The sequence below is a fragment of the Exiguobacterium sp. SH5S4 genome (genome assembly GCF_004337045.1).
Lineage (GTDB): Bacteria > Bacillota > Bacilli > Exiguobacteriales > Exiguobacteriaceae > Exiguobacterium > Exiguobacterium aurantiacum_A.
The window spans coordinates 1-17,858 of the sequence record NZ_SJUQ01000014.1; the positions used below are offsets into that span (position 1 = coordinate 1).

Annotated in this window: 18 protein-coding genes; 16 read left to right on the forward strand and 2 right to left on the reverse strand. The window is 50.7% G+C overall.

Annotated features, from left to right (window positions below; all coding sequences use genetic code 11):
• The first annotated feature begins 307 nt into the window (after window positions 1-307).
• The 5 genes from EVJ32_RS08945 to coaE all read left to right on the forward strand — a co-directional run bounded on the left by EVJ32_RS08945 (window position 308) and on the right by coaE (window position 7,005).
• Window positions 308-1,012, forward strand: coding sequence for a response regulator transcription factor (locus EVJ32_RS08945; RefSeq protein WP_070326940.1), 705 nt, complete (start codon window positions 308-310; stop codon window positions 1,010-1,012).
• The gene (pnpS, locus tag EVJ32_RS08950; protein WP_131457957.1) at window positions 1,009-2,736 is read left to right on the forward strand and encodes a two-component system histidine kinase PnpS; all 1,728 of its coding nucleotides are present in this window, start codon (window positions 1,009-1,011) and stop codon (window positions 2,734-2,736) included. The genes EVJ32_RS08945 and pnpS overlap by 4 nt, the downstream gene beginning before the upstream one ends.
• A 208-nt stretch (window positions 2,737-2,944) precedes the next feature.
• A complete protein-coding gene (gene polA, locus EVJ32_RS08955; RefSeq protein ID WP_131457958.1) occupies window positions 2,945-5,542 on the forward strand; it encodes a DNA polymerase I in 2,598 nt (865 codons plus the stop codon).
• A 20-nt stretch (window positions 5,543-5,562) separates the two neighbouring features.
• Window positions 5,563-6,387: a DNA-formamidopyrimidine glycosylase gene (gene mutM, locus EVJ32_RS08960; RefSeq protein WP_131457959.1), complete on the forward strand. Its 825-nt coding sequence runs from the start codon at window positions 5,563-5,565 to the stop codon at window positions 6,385-6,387.
• Window positions 6,388-6,399: 12 nt separating this feature from the next.
• Complete coding sequence (gene coaE, locus EVJ32_RS08965) at window positions 6,400-7,005, forward strand: dephospho-CoA kinase (RefSeq protein ID WP_131457960.1); 606 nt, start codon at window positions 6,400-6,402, stop codon at window positions 7,003-7,005.
• 16 nt (window positions 7,006-7,021) lie between these two features.
• Here the strand turns inward: coaE and EVJ32_RS08970 are convergent, their stop codons facing one another.
• Window positions 7,022-7,504 carry a site-2 protease family protein gene (locus tag EVJ32_RS08970; protein ID WP_131457961.1) on the reverse strand — a complete coding sequence of 161 codons (483 nt, stop codon included), beginning with the start codon at window positions 7,502-7,504 and terminating at the stop codon, window positions 7,022-7,024.
• A gap of 155 nt (window positions 7,505-7,659) precedes the next feature.
• On the opposite strand from EVJ32_RS08970, the gene EVJ32_RS08975 reads away from it, so the two are divergent.
• The 8 genes from EVJ32_RS08975 (at window position 7,660) to EVJ32_RS09010 (ending at window position 15,806) form a co-directional block, all read left to right on the forward strand.
• Complete coding sequence (locus EVJ32_RS08975; RefSeq protein WP_131457962.1) at window positions 7,660-8,691, forward strand: glyceraldehyde-3-phosphate dehydrogenase; 1,032 nt, start codon at window positions 7,660-7,662, stop codon at window positions 8,689-8,691.
• A 231-nt stretch (window positions 8,692-8,922) separates the two neighbouring features.
• Window positions 8,923-9,309 carry an adenosylmethionine decarboxylase gene (gene speD, locus EVJ32_RS08980; RefSeq protein ID WP_131457963.1) on the forward strand — a complete coding sequence of 129 codons (387 nt, stop codon included), beginning with the start codon at window positions 8,923-8,925 and terminating at the stop codon, window positions 9,307-9,309.
• 111 nt (window positions 9,310-9,420) lie between these two features.
• A complete protein-coding gene (locus EVJ32_RS08985; RefSeq protein ID WP_131457964.1) occupies window positions 9,421-9,792 on the forward strand; it encodes a hypothetical protein in 372 nt (123 codons plus the stop codon).
• 12 nt (window positions 9,793-9,804) lie between these two features.
• On the forward strand, window positions 9,805-10,272 hold the full coding sequence (nrdR, locus tag EVJ32_RS08990) for a transcriptional regulator NrdR (RefSeq protein ID WP_131457965.1): 468 nt from the start codon (window positions 9,805-9,807) through the stop codon (window positions 10,270-10,272).
• 42 nt (window positions 10,273-10,314) lie between these two features.
• Complete coding sequence (locus EVJ32_RS08995; RefSeq protein ID WP_131457966.1) at window positions 10,315-11,664, forward strand: DnaD domain protein; 1,350 nt, start codon at window positions 10,315-10,317, stop codon at window positions 11,662-11,664.
• Between the two features lie 5 nt (window positions 11,665-11,669).
• A complete protein-coding gene (dnaI, locus tag EVJ32_RS09000; protein WP_070326949.1) occupies window positions 11,670-12,584 on the forward strand; it encodes a primosomal protein DnaI in 915 nt (304 codons plus the stop codon).
• Between the two features lie 308 nt (window positions 12,585-12,892).
• Window positions 12,893-14,830: a threonine--tRNA ligase gene (thrS, locus tag EVJ32_RS09005; RefSeq protein ID WP_131457967.1), complete on the forward strand. Its 1,938-nt coding sequence runs from the start codon at window positions 12,893-12,895 to the stop codon at window positions 14,828-14,830.
• A 112-nt stretch (window positions 14,831-14,942) separates the two neighbouring features.
• Window positions 14,943-15,806 carry a DUF1002 domain-containing protein gene (locus tag EVJ32_RS09010; protein WP_131457999.1) on the forward strand — a complete coding sequence of 288 codons (864 nt, stop codon included), beginning with the start codon at window positions 14,943-14,945 and terminating at the stop codon, window positions 15,804-15,806.
• A gap of 329 nt (window positions 15,807-16,135) precedes the next feature.
• Here the strand turns inward: EVJ32_RS09010 and EVJ32_RS09015 are convergent, their stop codons facing one another.
• Window positions 16,136-16,345, reverse strand: coding sequence for a hypothetical protein (locus tag EVJ32_RS09015; RefSeq protein WP_131457968.1), 210 nt, complete (start codon window positions 16,343-16,345; stop codon window positions 16,136-16,138).
• A 348-nt stretch (window positions 16,346-16,693) separates the two neighbouring features.
• Here EVJ32_RS09015 and infC point away from each other — a divergent pair, with 348 nt between their 5' ends.
• From infC to rplT, 3 genes are read left to right on the forward strand one after another with little or no spacing between them, the layout of a single operon-like run.
• A complete protein-coding gene (gene infC, locus EVJ32_RS09020; RefSeq protein WP_131457969.1) occupies window positions 16,694-17,224 on the forward strand; it encodes a translation initiation factor IF-3 in 531 nt (176 codons plus the stop codon).
• Between the two features lie 30 nt (window positions 17,225-17,254).
• On the forward strand, window positions 17,255-17,449 hold the full coding sequence (rpmI, locus tag EVJ32_RS09025) for a 50S ribosomal protein L35 (protein ID WP_016508031.1): 195 nt from the start codon (window positions 17,255-17,257) through the stop codon (window positions 17,447-17,449).
• Window positions 17,450-17,477: 28 nt separating this feature from the next.
• Window positions 17,478-17,837 (forward strand): 50S ribosomal protein L20, encoded by a 360-nt coding sequence (gene rplT / locus EVJ32_RS09030; protein WP_016508086.1) that lies wholly within the window; start codon window positions 17,478-17,480, stop codon window positions 17,835-17,837.
• Window positions 17,838-17,858: the final 21 nt, after the last annotated feature.

Below are 17,858 nucleotides of genomic sequence, written 5' to 3' on the forward strand. Positions count from 1 at the left end.
AGATGATTTTACTCATGGATGCGTTCCCCCGTCTGAATGAATAGGTTCATTATATCGATTCGACCGCACACAAAAAACCCTGAATGAGCACTTTTTATCAAGTGTCTATCATTCAGGGTTCAGTTCACGTCGCAGGCTAGACTTTTTTTGTTGGATTCGTTTTTCTTTCAAGCGTGCTAAACTGGAGATAGACAGTGGATTTGTTTTGTTTTTGTAAAGAATTGCTTTGAAGTTGGTCGCGAGTGGGATTGATTTGTAAAATAGGTAGTGTAAACGACTGAACCGATAGATTCGAGGAGGAACTAGTGTGGCCGATAAAGTAATTGTTGTCGATGACGAAGTATCGATTGCGACGTTATTAAAATTTAATTTAGAACAAGCCGGATTTGAGGTCGAGACGGCCCATGATGGAAAAGCGGGGCTTGAATTAGCCGAGAAACAAGACGCGGTGTTGATCATCCTCGACTTGATGTTGCCGGAGATGGACGGACTTGAAGTATGTAAACGGCTGCGCCAACAAAAAGTGAACACGCCGATCTTAATGTTGACGGCGAAAGACGACGAGTTCGATAAAGTGCTCGGTCTCGAACTTGGTGCTGACGACTATTTAACGAAACCGTTCAGCCCGCGCGAAGTCGTGGCCCGGGTCAAAGCGATTTTGCGCCGGTCAGGTCCACAGGAAACGACGACGGTCGACGCCGACGTCATCGAGATCGGAGACGTCAAAATCATCGCTTCGAACTATGAGGTTTTCAAAAAAGGCGAACGTCTCGAATTGACGCCGAAAGAGTTTGAACTGCTGGCTTATCTCGCCAAAAACAAAGGCCGTGTGTTGACGCGTGATCAACTGCTGTCAGCCATTTGGAACTATGATTTTGTCGGTGATACGCGCATCGTCGACGTCCATATTAGTCATTTGCGTGAGAAAATTGAGCCAGTAACGAAGAAACCGACGTACATCAAGACGATCCGAGGTCTCGGTTATAAGATGGAAGAACCGATGCCCGAATGAAGACGTATCGCTCGCGTTTCTTGCCGACACTCATCCTGCTCGTGACGGGCGTGTTGCTGACACTCGGGATCGTGCTCGGTCAACTGTTCAAAGATTTCTATTTGGACTCGGAGCGCGACCGGTTGAAAGAAGACGCTCAACTCGCCGCCTTGTATTTGGACGGGGGTGAACTTGAGCAGATTCGTGACTACGTTCGACAAATCGACGATGAGAGCAGTTTCGACATCTTGCTGTTGAACCGCCGGATGGAAGTGATCGCCGGCACGCCGTTCCGCGTCGGAACGTTCGAATACCGGATTGACGCCGACACGATTCCGGTTAACGGTGCGTTCGGCAACGCGACACGCGACGATTTGATCCAGTTCACGAAACCGATTGAACTATCGACTGGTGAAACGGTCTACCTTAGCTTCATCCGCTATATTTCTGATTTGGAAGGTGTCTACAACCGGATTTGGCTGACGGTCGCGCTCGCATTGTTCTTCTCATTTTTCCTGATTCTATTCGTCCTCCACAATTTGACGAACCAGTTCATCCGGCCAATCGATGAGGCGACGATCGTGTTACGCGAACTCGCCGACGGGAATTACCGGGCCCGTGTGTATGAACTGCGCAACGATGAAGAGACGGGAAGTCTGGCCGGGTCGATCAACGTCCTCGCCCGTAACTTAGAGACGATCTCGCTCGGGGAGTCGGTGCAGCGGGCAAGGCTCGAGTCACTGATCGAGTATATGGGAGCCGGTCTGTTGCTCGTCGATGAACGCGGTATCGTCACGCTCGTCAACCGGTCGTACCGGGATATGTTCCAATACGACGATTTGATGATCGGCCAGTTTTACCATGGCATTTTACCGAGTCCGGACGTCGAGACGTTGATCGAGGACGTCTATTTGACAGAAGAGCCGCACCGTCGCCAGCTATCAATTCGAATCGGGTTCAACCAAAAGACGTATATGGTGTCAGCTGCCCCGATCTTTAGCGATACCGGCATGCTGCGCGGGACGACGCTATTGTTTAACGACATCTCCGAACTGAAACGGCTTGAGAAAATGCGGAAAGATTTCGTCGCGAACGTGAGCCATGAATTGAAGACGCCGCTCACTTCGATCAGAGGCTTCAGTGAGACGTTACTCGACGGGGCGAAAGAAGTGCCCGAGTTGCGCGATCAATTTTTGGATATCATCCAAAAAGAAGCGACACGCATGCAAATGCTCGTCGAGGACTTACTCGAACTGTCGCGGCTCGAACAGGAAAATTTCCATTTGGAGTTCACACCTGTCCAACTCAATCAGCTCGTCGAAGAAGTGTGTCTCGTCTTAAGCCAGAAGGCGGAGCAAAAATCAATCCATCTTGAAGCGCGTCACGAAGGTAGCGTCGTCCTGCAAGCGGACTTGAACCGGATCAAGCAAGTCATCTTGAACCTCGTTGCGAACGCGATCAACTATTCGCCTGAAGGTAGCCGGGTCGAGATTACGGTCGAGAAGCGGGAGACGACAGCGCGCTTGAGCGTCAAAGACGACGGGATCGGTATCGCTCCAAAAGAAGTGAGCCGCATATTCGAACGGTTTTACCGGGTCGACAAGGCCCGGAGCCGGAATTCTGGAGGGACCGGCCTTGGCCTCGCCATCGTCAAGCACATCGTCGATCTTCATCATGCGACGATCCATGTCGACAGCGTCGAAGATGAAGGGACGACGTTCACAATCGAATTCCCGCTCGCTTAACAAGGAATTTATGTCGCGTTCACACGACCTTTACAAACAGATGCTACTCTATTGATGAGACCTCTTCATCATCTCGTATCCCGGCCGGTGCTCATCTCCACTCGGTCGAGAAGATTGACCCTTTTCTAGTAACTAGAAAAGGGTCTTTTTTTTCGAACGCATGTGCCCGTATGATATGATGGATACAGAAGAGAATGGAGGTTGGACGATGAATAAATTACTGCTTCTCGATGGAAACTCACTGACGTATCGTGCGTTTTTCGCGTTGCCTCCGATGACGGATGCATCGGGACGAAACACGAACGCGGTGTATGGATTCACGATGATGCTTTTAAAGTTGATGGAAGACGAGCAACCGACGCATTTCGCGGTCGCGTTTGATGCGTCGAAGAAGACGTTCCGCCACGATACATATGCGGACTATAAAGGCGGGCGGCAGAAAACACCAGGTGAGCTCCGCGAACAGTTCCCGATCGTTCGTGAACTGTGTGAGGCGTTCGGGATCAAAGTGCTCGAACTCGATCAATATGAGGCTGATGACATAATCGGGACGCTGTCGAAAAACGAGGCGTTCGAACAAGTCACGGTCGTCACGGGTGATAAAGATTTACTTCAACTGATTGATCAGCGGGTCACCGTCTACTTAACAAAACGTGGCATCACTGACGTCGAGACGATGGACGAGGCGGCGTTCCACGAACGTTACGAGGGCTTGGCACCTCGCCAAATGATCGATCTCAAAGGGCTGATGGGCGATAAATCCGATAACATACCGGGAATTCCGGGTGTCGGCGAGAAGACGGCGCTCAAGTTGCTGTCAAATTACGGCTCGGTCGAAGGGCTGTATGAACATACACATGAGTTAAAAGGGAAGCAAAAAGAAAAAGTCGAGGCGAACGAGCAGGAAGCCCGGATGTCAAAACAACTCGCGACGATCCATACGGACGTCCCGATCGACGTCGGTGTGGACGACTTACGGTTCCACCCGTATGACGCAGCAAAAGTCAAACCGTTGTTCATGAGCCTTCAGTTCAAATCACTGGTCAGTAAGCTGAACACCGATGCGACGACGGAAGAGGCGGCAGAAGCGCGAGACGTGACGCACGTCGGCATCGAACAGCAAGATTTGACAGAAGCCGTCCTGTTTCTCGAACAGCTGCGAGACGACTATTTCGAAGACGACATCATCGGTGTGGCAATCGCGTCGAAAGTCGGTGTGACCGTCGGGGATATGTCGTTGTTAGACGTACCGGACGTGAAGGTGTGGCTAGCGGACGAGACCCGGAAAACGATCTGTTTGGATGCCAAACAGACGATCATTCAATTGAAACGGAACGAATTGACACTTCGCGGCTACGAAGACTTGCTCGTCGCCGGTTATTTGCTCAACTTGTCGGGCGGAACGACGCTCGATTCGATCGCCGCGCACTTCGATTACGCGTTGCCTGAAGACGAGGCCGTCTACGGGAAAGGGGCGAAACTGCACGTGCCGGAACAAGCGGTGCTCGACCAGCATCTCGGCGAGAAGGCGATGGCCATCTTCACGTTGTTCGCGAAAGTCATTCCGGAGATCGATCAAAATGAGCAGACGTCACTTTATCAAGATTTAGAACGTCCGCTTGCCTCGGTGCTCGCGGAAATGGAGTGGGCCGGGATTCACGTCGACGTGGCGACGCTTCAAGCGATGGAAACCGATCTCAGGGACCGGCTCGATCAGCTCGAGACAGAAATTCACGGGTTGGCCGGCGAAACATTCAATATCAATTCGCCGAAACAGCTTGGCGTCATCTTGTTTGAAAAGTTGGCACTCCCACCCGTGAAGAAGACGAAAACCGGATACTCGACGGCGGCCGACGTGTTAGAGAAGCTAGCGCCGCTCCATCCGATCGTCGAACATATCATGCATTACCGTGAGCTCGGAAAACTGCAGTCGACGTACGTCGAGGGCTTGCAAAAAGTCATCAAAGCGGACGGGAAGATTCATACACGCTATACGCAGACGCTCACACAGACAGGGCGACTGTCATCGGTCAATCCGAACTTGCAAAACATCCCGATTCGACTCGAGGAAGGACGCCGAATCCGTAAGGCGTTTACGGCAAGTCAGCCGGGCTGGGTGCTGTATGCGGTCGACTACTCGCAGATCGAGCTCCGGATCATGGCGCATATGTCGCAAGACGCGAAGATGCTCGAGGCATTTTTGAATGACGAAGATATTCATACGTCGACGGCGGCGAACGTGTTCCGTGTCGCCAAAGAAGAAGTGACGTCGCTCATGCGGCGTCAAGCGAAGGCGGTCAACTTCGGGATCATCTATGGCATCAGTGATTATGGATTGTCGCAAAACCTCGGGATCAGCCGGAAAGAAGCGCAGACGTTCATCGACACGTACTTCGAGCAGTTCCCTGGCGTGAAGCGCTTCATGGATGCCGCCATCGAGCGGGCGCGGGAACATGGGTACGTCGAGACGATGCTCAAACGTCGCCGTAACATCCCGGACATCCATTCCCGCAACTTCAACTTGCGCGGCTTTGCCGAACGGACGGCTATCAACACGCCGATTCAAGGGACGGCGGCGGACATCATTAAAAAAGCGATGATCGACGTCGATACGGCCCTTCGAGCATCGGGCCTGCAATCGAAACTATTGCTTCAAGTTCACGATGAACTCATCTTTGAAGGACCGCTTGCTGAGACGTCCGCGCTTGAAAAACTTGTGAAGCAGGCGATGGAACATACGATCACACTCGACGTCCCGCTTCGGGCGGACGGCTCGTTCGGTGAGACGTGGTTCGACACGAAATAAAGTAAAGGAAGGAAATCGATATGCCAGAATTACCAGAAGTAGAGACGGTCTGTCGCCGACTGCGACCGTTCGTCTCCGGAAAAACGATTCAAGACGTCAATGTACACGACGCGAAAATCATTCGCGGACATGAGGCCGACGTGTGGGTACAACAGTTGATCGGCGAGACGATGGTCGACGTCGAGCGGCGCGGCAAGTTCATTTTATTTAAATTGACGAACGGCTACCTCGTCTCCCATTTACGGATGGAAGGGAAATTCTTTCCGCACAGCGAAGTCGTCGATCCGGTCAAGCATACGCACGTCGTCTTCACGTTCACCGACGGTACGAGCCTGCACTATAACGACGTCAGGAAGTTCGGCACGATGGAACTTCGGACGAACGACGAGTTGTTCGTGACGCCGCCGCTGTCGCTGCTCGCGCTCGAGCCGTTCGACCCTGAAGTGACGGCCGAAACGTTGCACGCCCGTCTGAAACGCATGAACGTGAGAGCAATCAAGACGGCGTTGCTCGATCAATCGATTTTTGTCGGTCTCGGCAATATTTATGTCGACGAGACGTTGTTCCGGGCACGGATTCATCCGACCCGGCCAGCAGCCTCGCTTTCACTCACTGAAGTTGAGACCGTCCGTCAAGAAGCGGTCGCCGTGTTATTAGAAGCGATCGAGCGGGGCGGAAGTACGATCCGCAGCTATACGAATCCGGACGGGGCGGCCGGAACGTTTCAAGAGACGCTCTACGTCTACGGACAGACCGGTGAACCGTGTAACAATTGCGGCCGGCCGATTGAAAAGATGAAACTAGGCGGACGAGGGACGCATTACTGTCCGCACTGCCAACAGTAAGAGGTGGACACAATGTTGAAAATTGGTTTGACAGGCGGCATCGCGACAGGGAAGTCGACGGTGTCCCGCCTATTCCGACAACAAGGGATCCCGATTATCGATGCCGACAAGATTGCCCGTACCGTCGTCGACCCTGAAGGTAAAGCTTACTCTGCTGTCCGAGAAGCGTTTCCGCGCTGTTTTGAAGGTGAGCAGTTGAACCGGCCGGCGCTCGGGCGAGAGATCTTCCATGATGAAGCGAAGCGGAAATTGTTGAATCAGCTCATGCATCCGGCGATCCGGGAAGAGATGCAGGAGCAGATGCAGATCTTTGCGGCAGCAGGGGAAGCTGTCGTCATCTTTGACATCCCGCTCTTGTTCGAAGGGACGATGCGTGACCTCGTCGATTATACGGTCGTCGTCTATTGCCGGGAAGAGATGCAGTTGATGCGTCTCATGGAGCGTAACGGCTTGACGAAAGAAGAAGCGCTCGCAAGGATCCACTCGCAAATGCCGATTGAAGAAAAGAAGCATCACGCTGACTTTTTAATCAACAACAACGGGGCGCTCGGGGACTTGTTGCCCCAAGTGACGCGTCTCGTCGAACAATTTCAAGACATGAAAAAAGAAGGCGACTGACGCCTTCTTTTTTTGTTCAGTTGAGCGGGTCTGAGTCCGGTCCCCCTTTTTTCCATGTGTCGAAAATGGCGCGCCCGTCGCTTGGATGTCCGTTCGAGTAATAGATCGGATAGAGCGAGAAGAACACATAGTAAAACGAGAAATAGGCGAACTGATACGTGTAGAGGGTCGGTTCAATCTCCCGTGTCAGGATAAACCCGTTCACAATCAAGATACTCGATAGATTGAAGATCGATCCGCCCGCGTAGACGATACTCCTCGTCAAGCGATTACTGTATTTCAAGTCTGAGAATTGGCACCAGGCGTCATAGAAGTAGACGCGGTTAAACTGCATGCGCCCGACCTTGAATAGTTTCTTCCCGGTCCCGATCTCCATATCTAGTGATCCCCCGAATAATTTCGCAAAAAAGAAATGACCGAATTGATGGATAATTGTCACAATCGGTAAGATGATAAAAAACGAGATGACAAATTGGTCTAAGTCTGTCCAATCAAACATATAACGTAGCTCCTTTCCAAAGCTCTACACCAAATTTCCCTCTTTTTCAAAAACGAAACTGTAAAAAAGTGATAAAAATGTGACGATACATAGTGAAAACGCTTCCATTTTTCCGTTATAATGGTGTCGTAACGCAGAAAAAAGGGGGAACTGGAATGGGGACGAAAGTTGCAATCAACGGGTTTGGACGAATCGGGAGAATGGTGTTTCGTAAATTGATGATTGAAGGGCGTCACGACGTCGTGGCGATCAATGCGAGTTATCCGGCGGAGACGCTTGCTCACTTAATCAAGCACGATACGGTCCATGGGCCGTTTGAGCTCACTGTTCGGGCGCATGGGGATATGCTCGTTGTCGACGGGAAACAGATTCGGTTAATCGCAGAGCGTGATCCGGAACGATTACCATGGAAAGAACTAGATGTCGAGATCGTCGTTGAGGCGACGGGGAAATTCAATTCGGACGTCGGGGCGCGCAAGCATTTGACGGCCGGGGCGCAGAAAGTCATTTTGACGGCGCCGGGAAAAGGCGACTTACGGACGATTGTGATGGGGGTCAATGATCGCGAGTATATGCCGGAGCAAGACCATATCATCTCAAACGCCTCTTGTACGACGAACTGCCTCGGACCTGTCGTCAAAGTGCTCGATTCGACGTTCGGCATCGAGACAGGACTTGTCACGACCGTACACGCCTACACGAACGACCAGAACAATATCGACAATCCACATAAAGATTTACGCCGGGCCCGGGCTTGTGGTGGCTCGATTATACCGACGTCGACCGGGGCAGCCAAGGCGATTGGCCTTGTGCTTCCCGAGCTGCGAGGCAAGTTGAACGGGATGGCGCTCCGCGTCCCGACGCCGAACGTCTCGCTCGTCGATCTCGTCGTCGAGCTGCGTCGTGATGTCACGGCCGCCGAAGTGAACGAAACGTTCGAACGGGCCGCTTACGGAGAAATGACCGGAATTCTCGGTGTCTCGAACGAACCGCTCGTCTCAATCGACTTTAATGGAGACGAGCGCTCCTCGATTATCGATGCGGATTCGACGATGGTGCTCGGCGGCAACCACGTCAAAGTGCTCGCTTGGTATGACAACGAATGGGGCTATTCGTGCCGCGTCGTCGATCTTTTGGATATGGTGGCGAGCTACCTTCAAATCGGCCAACAAGAAACGCACGCTTGAGAAAAATATATTTCGTCAAAAATATTTTGACGAATTCAAACAAATAGCTTGTATCGACGTCCTAAACGAGATACACTCAATCTCGTGAACTTCAATTGGTCTGACAAACGCAACTTAAAGGGTTAGGACCTCTTAGGACTAACTTGCCCCCGTGGTTGTGGGCGATTCAGGCACAAAGTGAGTGATCATCAACTACTTTGAGACCATTGATGTAAAGGGGGATCCACTAATATGGATACTATGGGACGTCACATTATTACAGAACTTTGGGAGTGCAATCCCGACAAATTGAACGATATCGACTACATCGAGCGCTTGTTCGTCGATGCAGCACTTCGCTCGGGCGCTGAAGTCCGCGAAGTCGCTTTCCACAAATTCGCGCCGCATGGTGTGAGTGGGGTCGTTATCATTTCAGAATCACATTTAACGATTCACAGTTTCCCAGAGCATGGTTACGCATCAGTCGATGTGTTCACATGTGGGGACCGGATCGATCCAGCGACAGCTTCACAATACATTGCTGAAGGCTTAGAAGCGAAAGTTCGCGAAGACGTCAAACTTGATCGCGGTATGGGACCGATTCGTGTTCCAGAAGCACAAGTGGAGATCAGCAAATAATCCGATTGACCTTTTGAGGCTGGCCGATTTTCGGCCAGCCCTTTTAATTGTTTTGTTAAGTCGTTAATTTTGATATGCTTAACGTATATAAATTAGGTGCCGAGGTGGACAATGGGATTACTAGACAAGTTTCAAACACATATCCAAACGGATGATACGCATAAAAATGAGGCGTTGCGCACGCGCTATTTCGCGACGTCGCCGAACGCAGTCCTGACATGGTTAGATGAACGAATTAAAACGGAAGGGCAGACGGTGCGCCGAATCGACGCCGAGCGAGGCGAGCTCGCCTTTTACGGTGACGGTTGGGACGCGTTGGCCACAGTCGTTCAAGTGGACGGAGGGCGGACCGCCGTCGATTTCACGATGAATCGTGAACAAATGCTCGGTCCTGACCTGAAACAAGTTGTCGCTTCGTATTATGATGCTTTACAAAATAAGTTCCCACTCCGTGCCATCGGGAATCAATCTGTCGAACGATAAGGAGGGCTGAGCATGCGTTGTCCTAAATGTGATCATAACGGAACGAGGGTGCTCGACTCCCGACCAGTCCAAGATTATTATTCGATTCGACGCCGTCGCGAATGTGAAAAGTGCGGCTATCGCTTCACGACGTTTGAAACGGTTGAACAAACGCCGCTCATCATCGTCAAAAAAGACGGGAACCGCGAAGAGTTCAGTCGAGAGAAAGTTCTGCGCGGGATCATTCGCGCCTGTGAGAAACGACCGGTCACACTCGAGCAACTCGAAGGTGTGGTCACGAAAGTCGAACAACAGTTACGGGCGCTCGGCCAGTCCGAGATCCCGAGTGAACAAGTCGGCGAACTCGTCATGAACGAACTGGCCCGCGTCGACGAAGTGGCGTACGTCCGCTTCGCATCAGTCTATCGACAGTTTAAAGACATCTCTGTGTTCTTTAAAGAGTTAGAGGAATTAATGAAGCAAGAAAAATCGACCAACTAAAGGGGCGGCCTTCTGGTCGTCTTTTTTCAGGGGAGAAACGTTATGGAAAAAGAACGGATTCTTTACGGGACTGATGAGCTATTGATCATGAGCACTGGGCTCATTGATCGCGAGTCTTATCAGTCACTTTATCATTTATATCAACCCGTCATCGGCGTGAAGGCGCTCGCCTTGTATCAAACGCTTTGGAGTGAATTGAAGCCGGGCAAAATGAAGTCGAACTACATGTCACATAGCGCCTTGTGTGAAATGCTCGATTATTCGATTAACGAACTGTCGGACAGTCTATTCCGGCTCGAGGCAATCGGCCTCGTTCGGACGTACAAGACGAAAGACGCGCGACTCACCCAATACGTCTATCAACTGAGAGTCCCGCTTGCGCCCCACACGTTCCTAAACGATGGGCTGTTATCGAGTTTTCTCTTCTATAAAGTAGGAGAGGTCCGATTCAAGCAGTTGCAAGGACGGTTCACCATCGATCCGTTACCGGCAGGCATCGTCGAAGTGACGAAAGACTTTAACGAAGTGTTCGACGTCAAAGGGGTCAACCATATGGCGTTCACGCAAAAAAATTATGAGAAGCCGGACCGCGCCAAGATTGAGATCAACTATACGTTCGATATGGATATCGTCAAAAAACTGGCAAACTTCCCAATCGGCTTCTTCACGAAGAAGTTAGACGAGACGATCACAAAACTCGCGTACGTGTCGCAAATTGATGAAGAGACGATGGCCGAGATGCTAAAAGAGTATTTCGTTCACGAAGCATACTTACCGCTCAGCGAACAAGAGAAGCGTGATGGTTGCCGGCAGATGGTATTACAATTGAAGAAAAAACAGACGCGACATCGAAAAGTGAAGTCGGACGAGACGGAGCAGGCGGAGGTCGGCGATTTGCATGACACAACGGTCATGGAGGAAGCGCACCCGCACCAGTACGTATCGACGCTTCGGAAGACGCCACAACTCTCGAAAAGTGACGAACAGCTCATCATCGAGATGGTCGATACACTCGGTCTCGCACCAGGTGTGATCAACGCGCTGTTCTATTATTGTATCGAAGTGAAGAAACAGACGCGGCTCAGCGAGAATTACGTGATGCGCATCGCCACGAGTTGGAAGACGGCGGGCTATTTGCACGCGGGTGACGCGTTAGAACGTGAAGCGACGCAAGACGCGTTGATCGAGAAGAAGCAACAAAAACGTGAAAACGTCCAGCGTACGACGGTCGGCTCGCGTCGGAAAGACAAGACCGAATTACCGAAATGGCTCGAAGACGATGCGAAAGAGCAACGGTCTTACGATCAGAAGCGAAAAGAGGCGCTCGAATCATCAGTGCCAGATGACGCGGAACTCGTCAAATTGTTGAATGAACTGAAAGAGAAAGGATGAGCGACATGGAACGGATCAATCAGACGCTCGCCCAGATGATGAATCGTAAAGAAGTGCGGGAAGCGTACGAGTCGATTCGCAGACGAACTCTCGAGCACCCTGGTGTCATTACATTTTTAAAGGCGCATCCAGAACTCGACGAGACGGCGATTGAAGTCGGATTTACGAAACTGAGCGAATATGCCGAGCAGATGGACGGGAAGAAACTTGTCGATGAACAAGCCGTCATCCCCGGGCATCAGCCGGTCCTTTATGTCGATCTCGGTCAAATTGCGATCCGCTATGAAGAGACGGTCGCTCACCGCCAGGCGAGACGTCAAAAAGAGATGGATCGAAAGTTCAAGAGCTTATTTTTACCGGAAGAAGTGCGGGAAGCGAGCTTTCAATCGTTTGATTATTCGGACGATGCCCGAAAGATCGCACTCCGTGAGGCGATGCGATTCGTCTCGGGGATGAAGACGCGTCAAAAAGTGAACGGTCTTTACTTGTACGGCAGTTTCGGGGTCGGGAAGACGTACTTGCTCGCCGCGATCGCCAACGAACTCAAAGTCGCCGACATCGAGACGATTTTAGTCCACGCTCCAGGATTCGTCTCGGAAGCGAAACGTAAAATTCGTACCGATTCGTTCGATTCATTTTTGACCTCGTTCCAGCACGTGCCGATTTTGTTGATTGATGATATCGGCGCCGAGGCGATCAGCCCGTGGGTACGAGACGAACTGTTCGGGATCATTTTGCAGTACCGCATGATGCATCGTCTGCCGACGCTCTACAGCTCAAACTTCAGTAGCGAAGAGCTCGAGACGCACTTCTCGATTGACGGATCGCCGCAAAACAAGATGAAAGCGCAGCGGCTCATGCAACGGATCTCGACGACAACGACACAGATCGAACTGAAAGGCGAAAATCGTCGCCGGTAAAGGATTGTATTTCTCGAACGAGTTGACTATACTAATAACCATATAACTGATGCATAGAAGAGGATACGAGACATCGTCACGGGTTTCAAAGCGAAGGAAGAATGGTGAGAGCTTCCTAAACACGCCGATCGACTTACTCCCTCGGAGCACCGCACGGGTCAATCGTGCGGCGATTCACACTCGTTATCGTGTGTTCGAGCCAAGCTTACAGCTTGGGAACGAGGGTGGTACCACGAGAATCAAAGCTCGTCCCTTTCATAGGGATGGGCTTTTTTTATTTTTTTCAAATAGAGAGGGGAAGTAGACACATGATTCAATTGACATTTCCAGATGGGGCAGTCAAAGCGTTTGAAGCTGGTATCACAGCAGAAGAAGTAGCCGGTTCGATTAGCCCGGGACTTCGTAAGAAAGCCATCGCCGCAAAAATCGATGGCGAACTGATCGATTATCGTCGTCCGATCGAGCGCGACGGTCAAATCGAGCTCGTCATGCCGGACTCGGAGGCAGGCCTCGACTTGATGCGCCATTCATCTGCTCACTTGATGGCTCAAGCGATCAAGCGGTTGTACGGCGAAGAGGGGACGATTCATTTCGGCATCGGACCGACGATTGAGAACGGGTTCTATTACGATATCGAGATGGACCGTCGTATCAATGAAGAAGATTTGCCGGAAATCGAGAAGATGATGAAACGGATCGTCGACGAAAACCTCGACATCACACGTGAAGTCGTCACGCGCGACGAAGCGCTCGAGCGTTACAAACAGCTCGGCGACCCGCTCAAAGTCGAGTTGATCGAAGATATCCCGGCAAGTGAGACACTTACAATTTACCATCAAGGTGACTTTTTTGACCTTTGCCGGGGACCGCACGTCCCGTCGACGTCGAAATTGAAAGTCTTTAAATTGATGAGCGTCGCCGGTGCTTACTGGCGCGGAGATTCTGACAACAAGATGTTGCAACGGATTTACGGTACGGCGTGGGCGACGAAAGAACAGCTCGCCGAGCATTTGCGTCTGCTTGAAGAAGCGAAAGAACGCGACCATCGTAAACTCGGGAAAGAACTTGATTTGTTCTTCGTCTCGCAAGAAGTCGGCCAAGGCTTGCCGATGTGGCTCCCGAAAGGTGCCTCGATTCGTCGCACGGTCGAGCGTTACATCGTCGACAAAGAGCTCGAACTCGGCTATCAGCATGTCTATACGCCGGTGCTCGGTTCGGTCGATTTGTACAAGACGTCAGGTCACTGGGATCACTATCAAGACGACATGTTCCCGAAAATGGAGATGGATAACGAAGAGCTCGTCTTGCGCCCGATGAACTGTCCGCACCATATGACGATCTATAAGCATGAGCCGCGCTCATACCGTGAGTTGCCGCTCCGTATCGCCGAACTTGGCGGCATGCACCGCTATGAGATGTCAGGTGCTTTGACAGGTCTACAACGTGTCCGTTACATGGTATTGAACGATGGACACACGTTCGTGACACCGGAGCAGATGAAGCAAGAGTTTAAAGATATCGTTCACTTGATCCAAGAAGTGTATGCCGACTTCGGGATTAAAGATTATCGGTTCCGCCTGTCTTATCGCGACCCGGCCGATAAAGAGAAATACTTCGACAACGATGCGATCTGGGAATCGGCACAGCGTCAATTGAAAGAAACGATGGACGAACTCGGCCTTCCATACTTCGAAGCGGATGGCGAAGCGGCGTTTTACGGACCGAAACTCGATGTCCAAGTCCGGACAGCGCTCGGGAAAGAAGAGACGCTGTCGACAGTCCAACTCGACTTCTTGCTTCCAGAGCGTTTCGATTTGACGTATACAGGTCCTGACGGCAAAGATCATCGTCCAATCGTCCTCCACCGCGGTGTCGTGTCGACGATGGAACGGTTCGTCGCCTACTTGATCGAAGAGTACAAAGGTGCCTTCCCGACATGGCTCGCGCCAGTCCAAGTCAAATTGATCCCGGTGTCTCACGTCCATGATGCTTATGTGGCCGAAGTGAAAGCAAAACTGTTATCACGTGGTGTCCGTGTCGAGACAGACCTTCGGGATGAGAAGTTAGGCTATAAGATCCGTGAAGCACAGATGAAGAAGATTCCGATGACGCTCGTACTCGGTGATAAAGAACGTGATGAGCGTTCGGTCAACATCCGTCGCTACGGTCAACAAGAACAAGTGTCGGCAACGCTTGATGAGTTCTTGACGTCCCTCACTGAAGAAATCGCGAATCGTTCACGGTAAAGGCAGGCCATCCTTCAACGGAAGGGTGGTCTTCTTTTCGGTCCAGAGACGGATGCGCAATGTATGAAAGAACACGTATGGTAGAAGAAAGGAGTGATTCAGTTTGAATTATATGAAACCAATTATCGCGCTGACGATCGGGACGGTCGTCTCGACTAGCATGATTCCTAAAGTAAACGCCGAAGCGATCGTCGACGATACAATCGTCACCCTCGGGGAGACATTATCAGCAGAGCAGCGAGACTGGGTGCTCGAGCGTGTCGAAGCGCCGGCAGGAATCGAACCGATTATCACGACTGCAGCTGACGAAGAGAAGTATTTAGGTGACGCCGTACCCCAGGCACAACGTGGCGGCGGCATGTACTCATCGGCCCGCATCAAGCTGACTGAGGGGACAGGTCTTGATATTCAAACCGAGAACGTCACGTGGGTGACGGAAGATATGTATGCGAACGCGCTCGTCACGGCCGGGGTCACTGACGCTGATATTTACATCACGTCCCCGATCCGTGTGACCGGGACGTCTGCGTTGACAGGTATTATGAAGGCGTACGACCAGACGGCTGACGAGACCGGGATTCAACTGACCGAGGAACGTAAAAATCTCGCGCAAGAAGAACTTGCGGTCACGTCAGAAATCGGGAAGACGGTCGGTCAAGAAGATGTGGCCGGGCTGATGAATGAGATCAAAGCGGAAATCGCGAATCAAATGCCCGAGACGAATATTGAAATTCGTGATATCGTCATTCAAGTGTTGAATCAAAACAACGTTCAATTGTCAGATACGCAATTGAACCAGCTGACGACGTTGTTCGAGAACATGCAGCAAGCCAACTTGGATTGGACAGCGATCAGTGATGGGTTAAAAGGAACGGGCCAAGACGTGCAGGCGTTTCTAGAGACGAAAGAAGTGCAAGGTTTCTTTGCGCGGCTGTTTGAGTCGCTCAGTAATTTCTTCAAGTCGTTGACGAACTAAACGAAAAAGCAGAGCGAAGGCTCTCAGGCTGTTGACGAACCAGGTCGCTAAAAGCAATCTGGTTCGTCTTTTTTTATGTGCGAAGACTTCGAGGCGCTCTGCCCGACATAAAATTGAAGAAATGCTATGTAAACGGCCGCCAGATGGCGACCGTTTGCGTTGCTCGTCCGACGACGCCCCGACTCCCGCAGGAAAGCAATCCGACGGAGACCCAGCAGCGACGTGAGTCGCGATGCGGCTCCGGGATTGCCTGCGGAAAGCGTGGGCGCCGGAAGGACGAGCGATATCAATCATGTTAGTCAACAAGCTGAGAGCGAAGGCTCTGCTTTTTAATACCAACGTTTATGGATATAGTCCCGAGCAGACTCATGGTCATCGACGATCTTCAACGTGATGCGGTTCATCTCTTCAAGCAGATCGGTCAATACAGCTTCAAGTTTGGCGTCGTTCACTTCATGGTGACGCATCGTTTCTTGGACGATATGTTTGATTTGATCATGATAATCGTGATCTTGTTTCACGTCTTTTCTCCAGTTCATCCTCATCGCCTCCTTTTTTATTTTATTCCCTTTGAAAAGGTATTGCGAAACGACGGAATGACTGTTATTATCATAAAAGTGCGAGCTATCAATTATTCATGCGCGAATTCTTGACATCTTTTTCTGCTAGTGTTAAGATGACTTAGTGAGTAAATACAACAAAGCAGAAGCGCCCGCTTCTCACCTCGTCCGAATCGGTTCGGTCAGGTCCATCATGTACGTAATTCAGTTTCGGTGTCTTGCCGTTCTGAGTACGCAATGATGTGTGGGCGGGAAACTGCCGACGCTTTTTTTGTTACTATTACTATGTTGTCTTATTTAAAAATCTAAAACTCGTGCAATCGCACGATGGAGGTGCTAACCATTAGCAAAGAGCTCTTTATCAACGAAAACATTCGTGCCCGTGAACTTCGTCTTATTGGAGCGGACGGTGCACAACTCGGTGTACAATCGCGTAGTGAAGCATTACGCTTGGCGGAAGAAGCTGAACTTGACCTCGTCTTGGTCGCTGACAAAGCAAACCCACCGGTCGCTAAAATTATGGACTACGGTAAATACCGTTTCGAACTCCAGAAAAAAGAGAAAGAAGCGCGTAAAAACCAAAAAGTCATCCAATTGAAAGAAGTACGTCTCAGTCCTACAATCGAGGACAACGATTTCCAAACCAAATTGCGTAACGCTCGCAAGTTCCTTGAAAATGGAAACAAAGTGAAGGCGTCGATCCGTTTCCGCGGACGTGCCATCACACACTCGGAAATCGGCAGACGTGTTATGGAAAAATTGGCGGCGGAATGTGCCGACTTGGCAATAGTTGAACAAAAGCCGAAGATGGAAGGACGCAGCATGTTCTTAGTGCTGGCTCCGAAGAAAGAAGATTAATCATCGAGTCATAGTGGGGAGGAAATACTCATGCCGAAAATGAAATCGCACCGCGGTGCTTCTAAACGTTTTAAACGTACAGGATCAGGTAAACTCAAACGTTCACACGCTTTCACAAGTCACTTGTTCGGTAACAAATCGACGAAAGCGAAACGTAAGCTCCGTAAAGGTGCTATCGTATCAGCTGGAGACTACAAACGTATTCGCAACATGATTGCGAAGTAATACAGAAGGAATTTAGGAGGGAAACTATATGCCACGCGTAAAAGGCGGTTATACGACTCGTCAACGTCGTAAAAAGCAAATCAAACTTGCCAAAGGTTATTATGGCTCGAAACATATTCTATTTAAAGTAGCAAAACAACAGGTCATGAAGTCACTCATGTACGCATACCGTGACCGTCGTCAAAAGAAACGTGATTTCCGTCGTATTTGGATCACACGTATCAACGCGGCAGCACGTATCAACGGTCTTTCATACAGCCGTATGATGCACGGACTCAAGCTTGCAGGGATCGACATCAACCGTAAGATGCTTGCTGAGCTTGCAGTATCGGATGCACAAGCGTTCGCTTCACTCGCTAACACAGCTAAATCAAAATTGAACGCGTAATCGTTCAATCGAAAGCGCCGA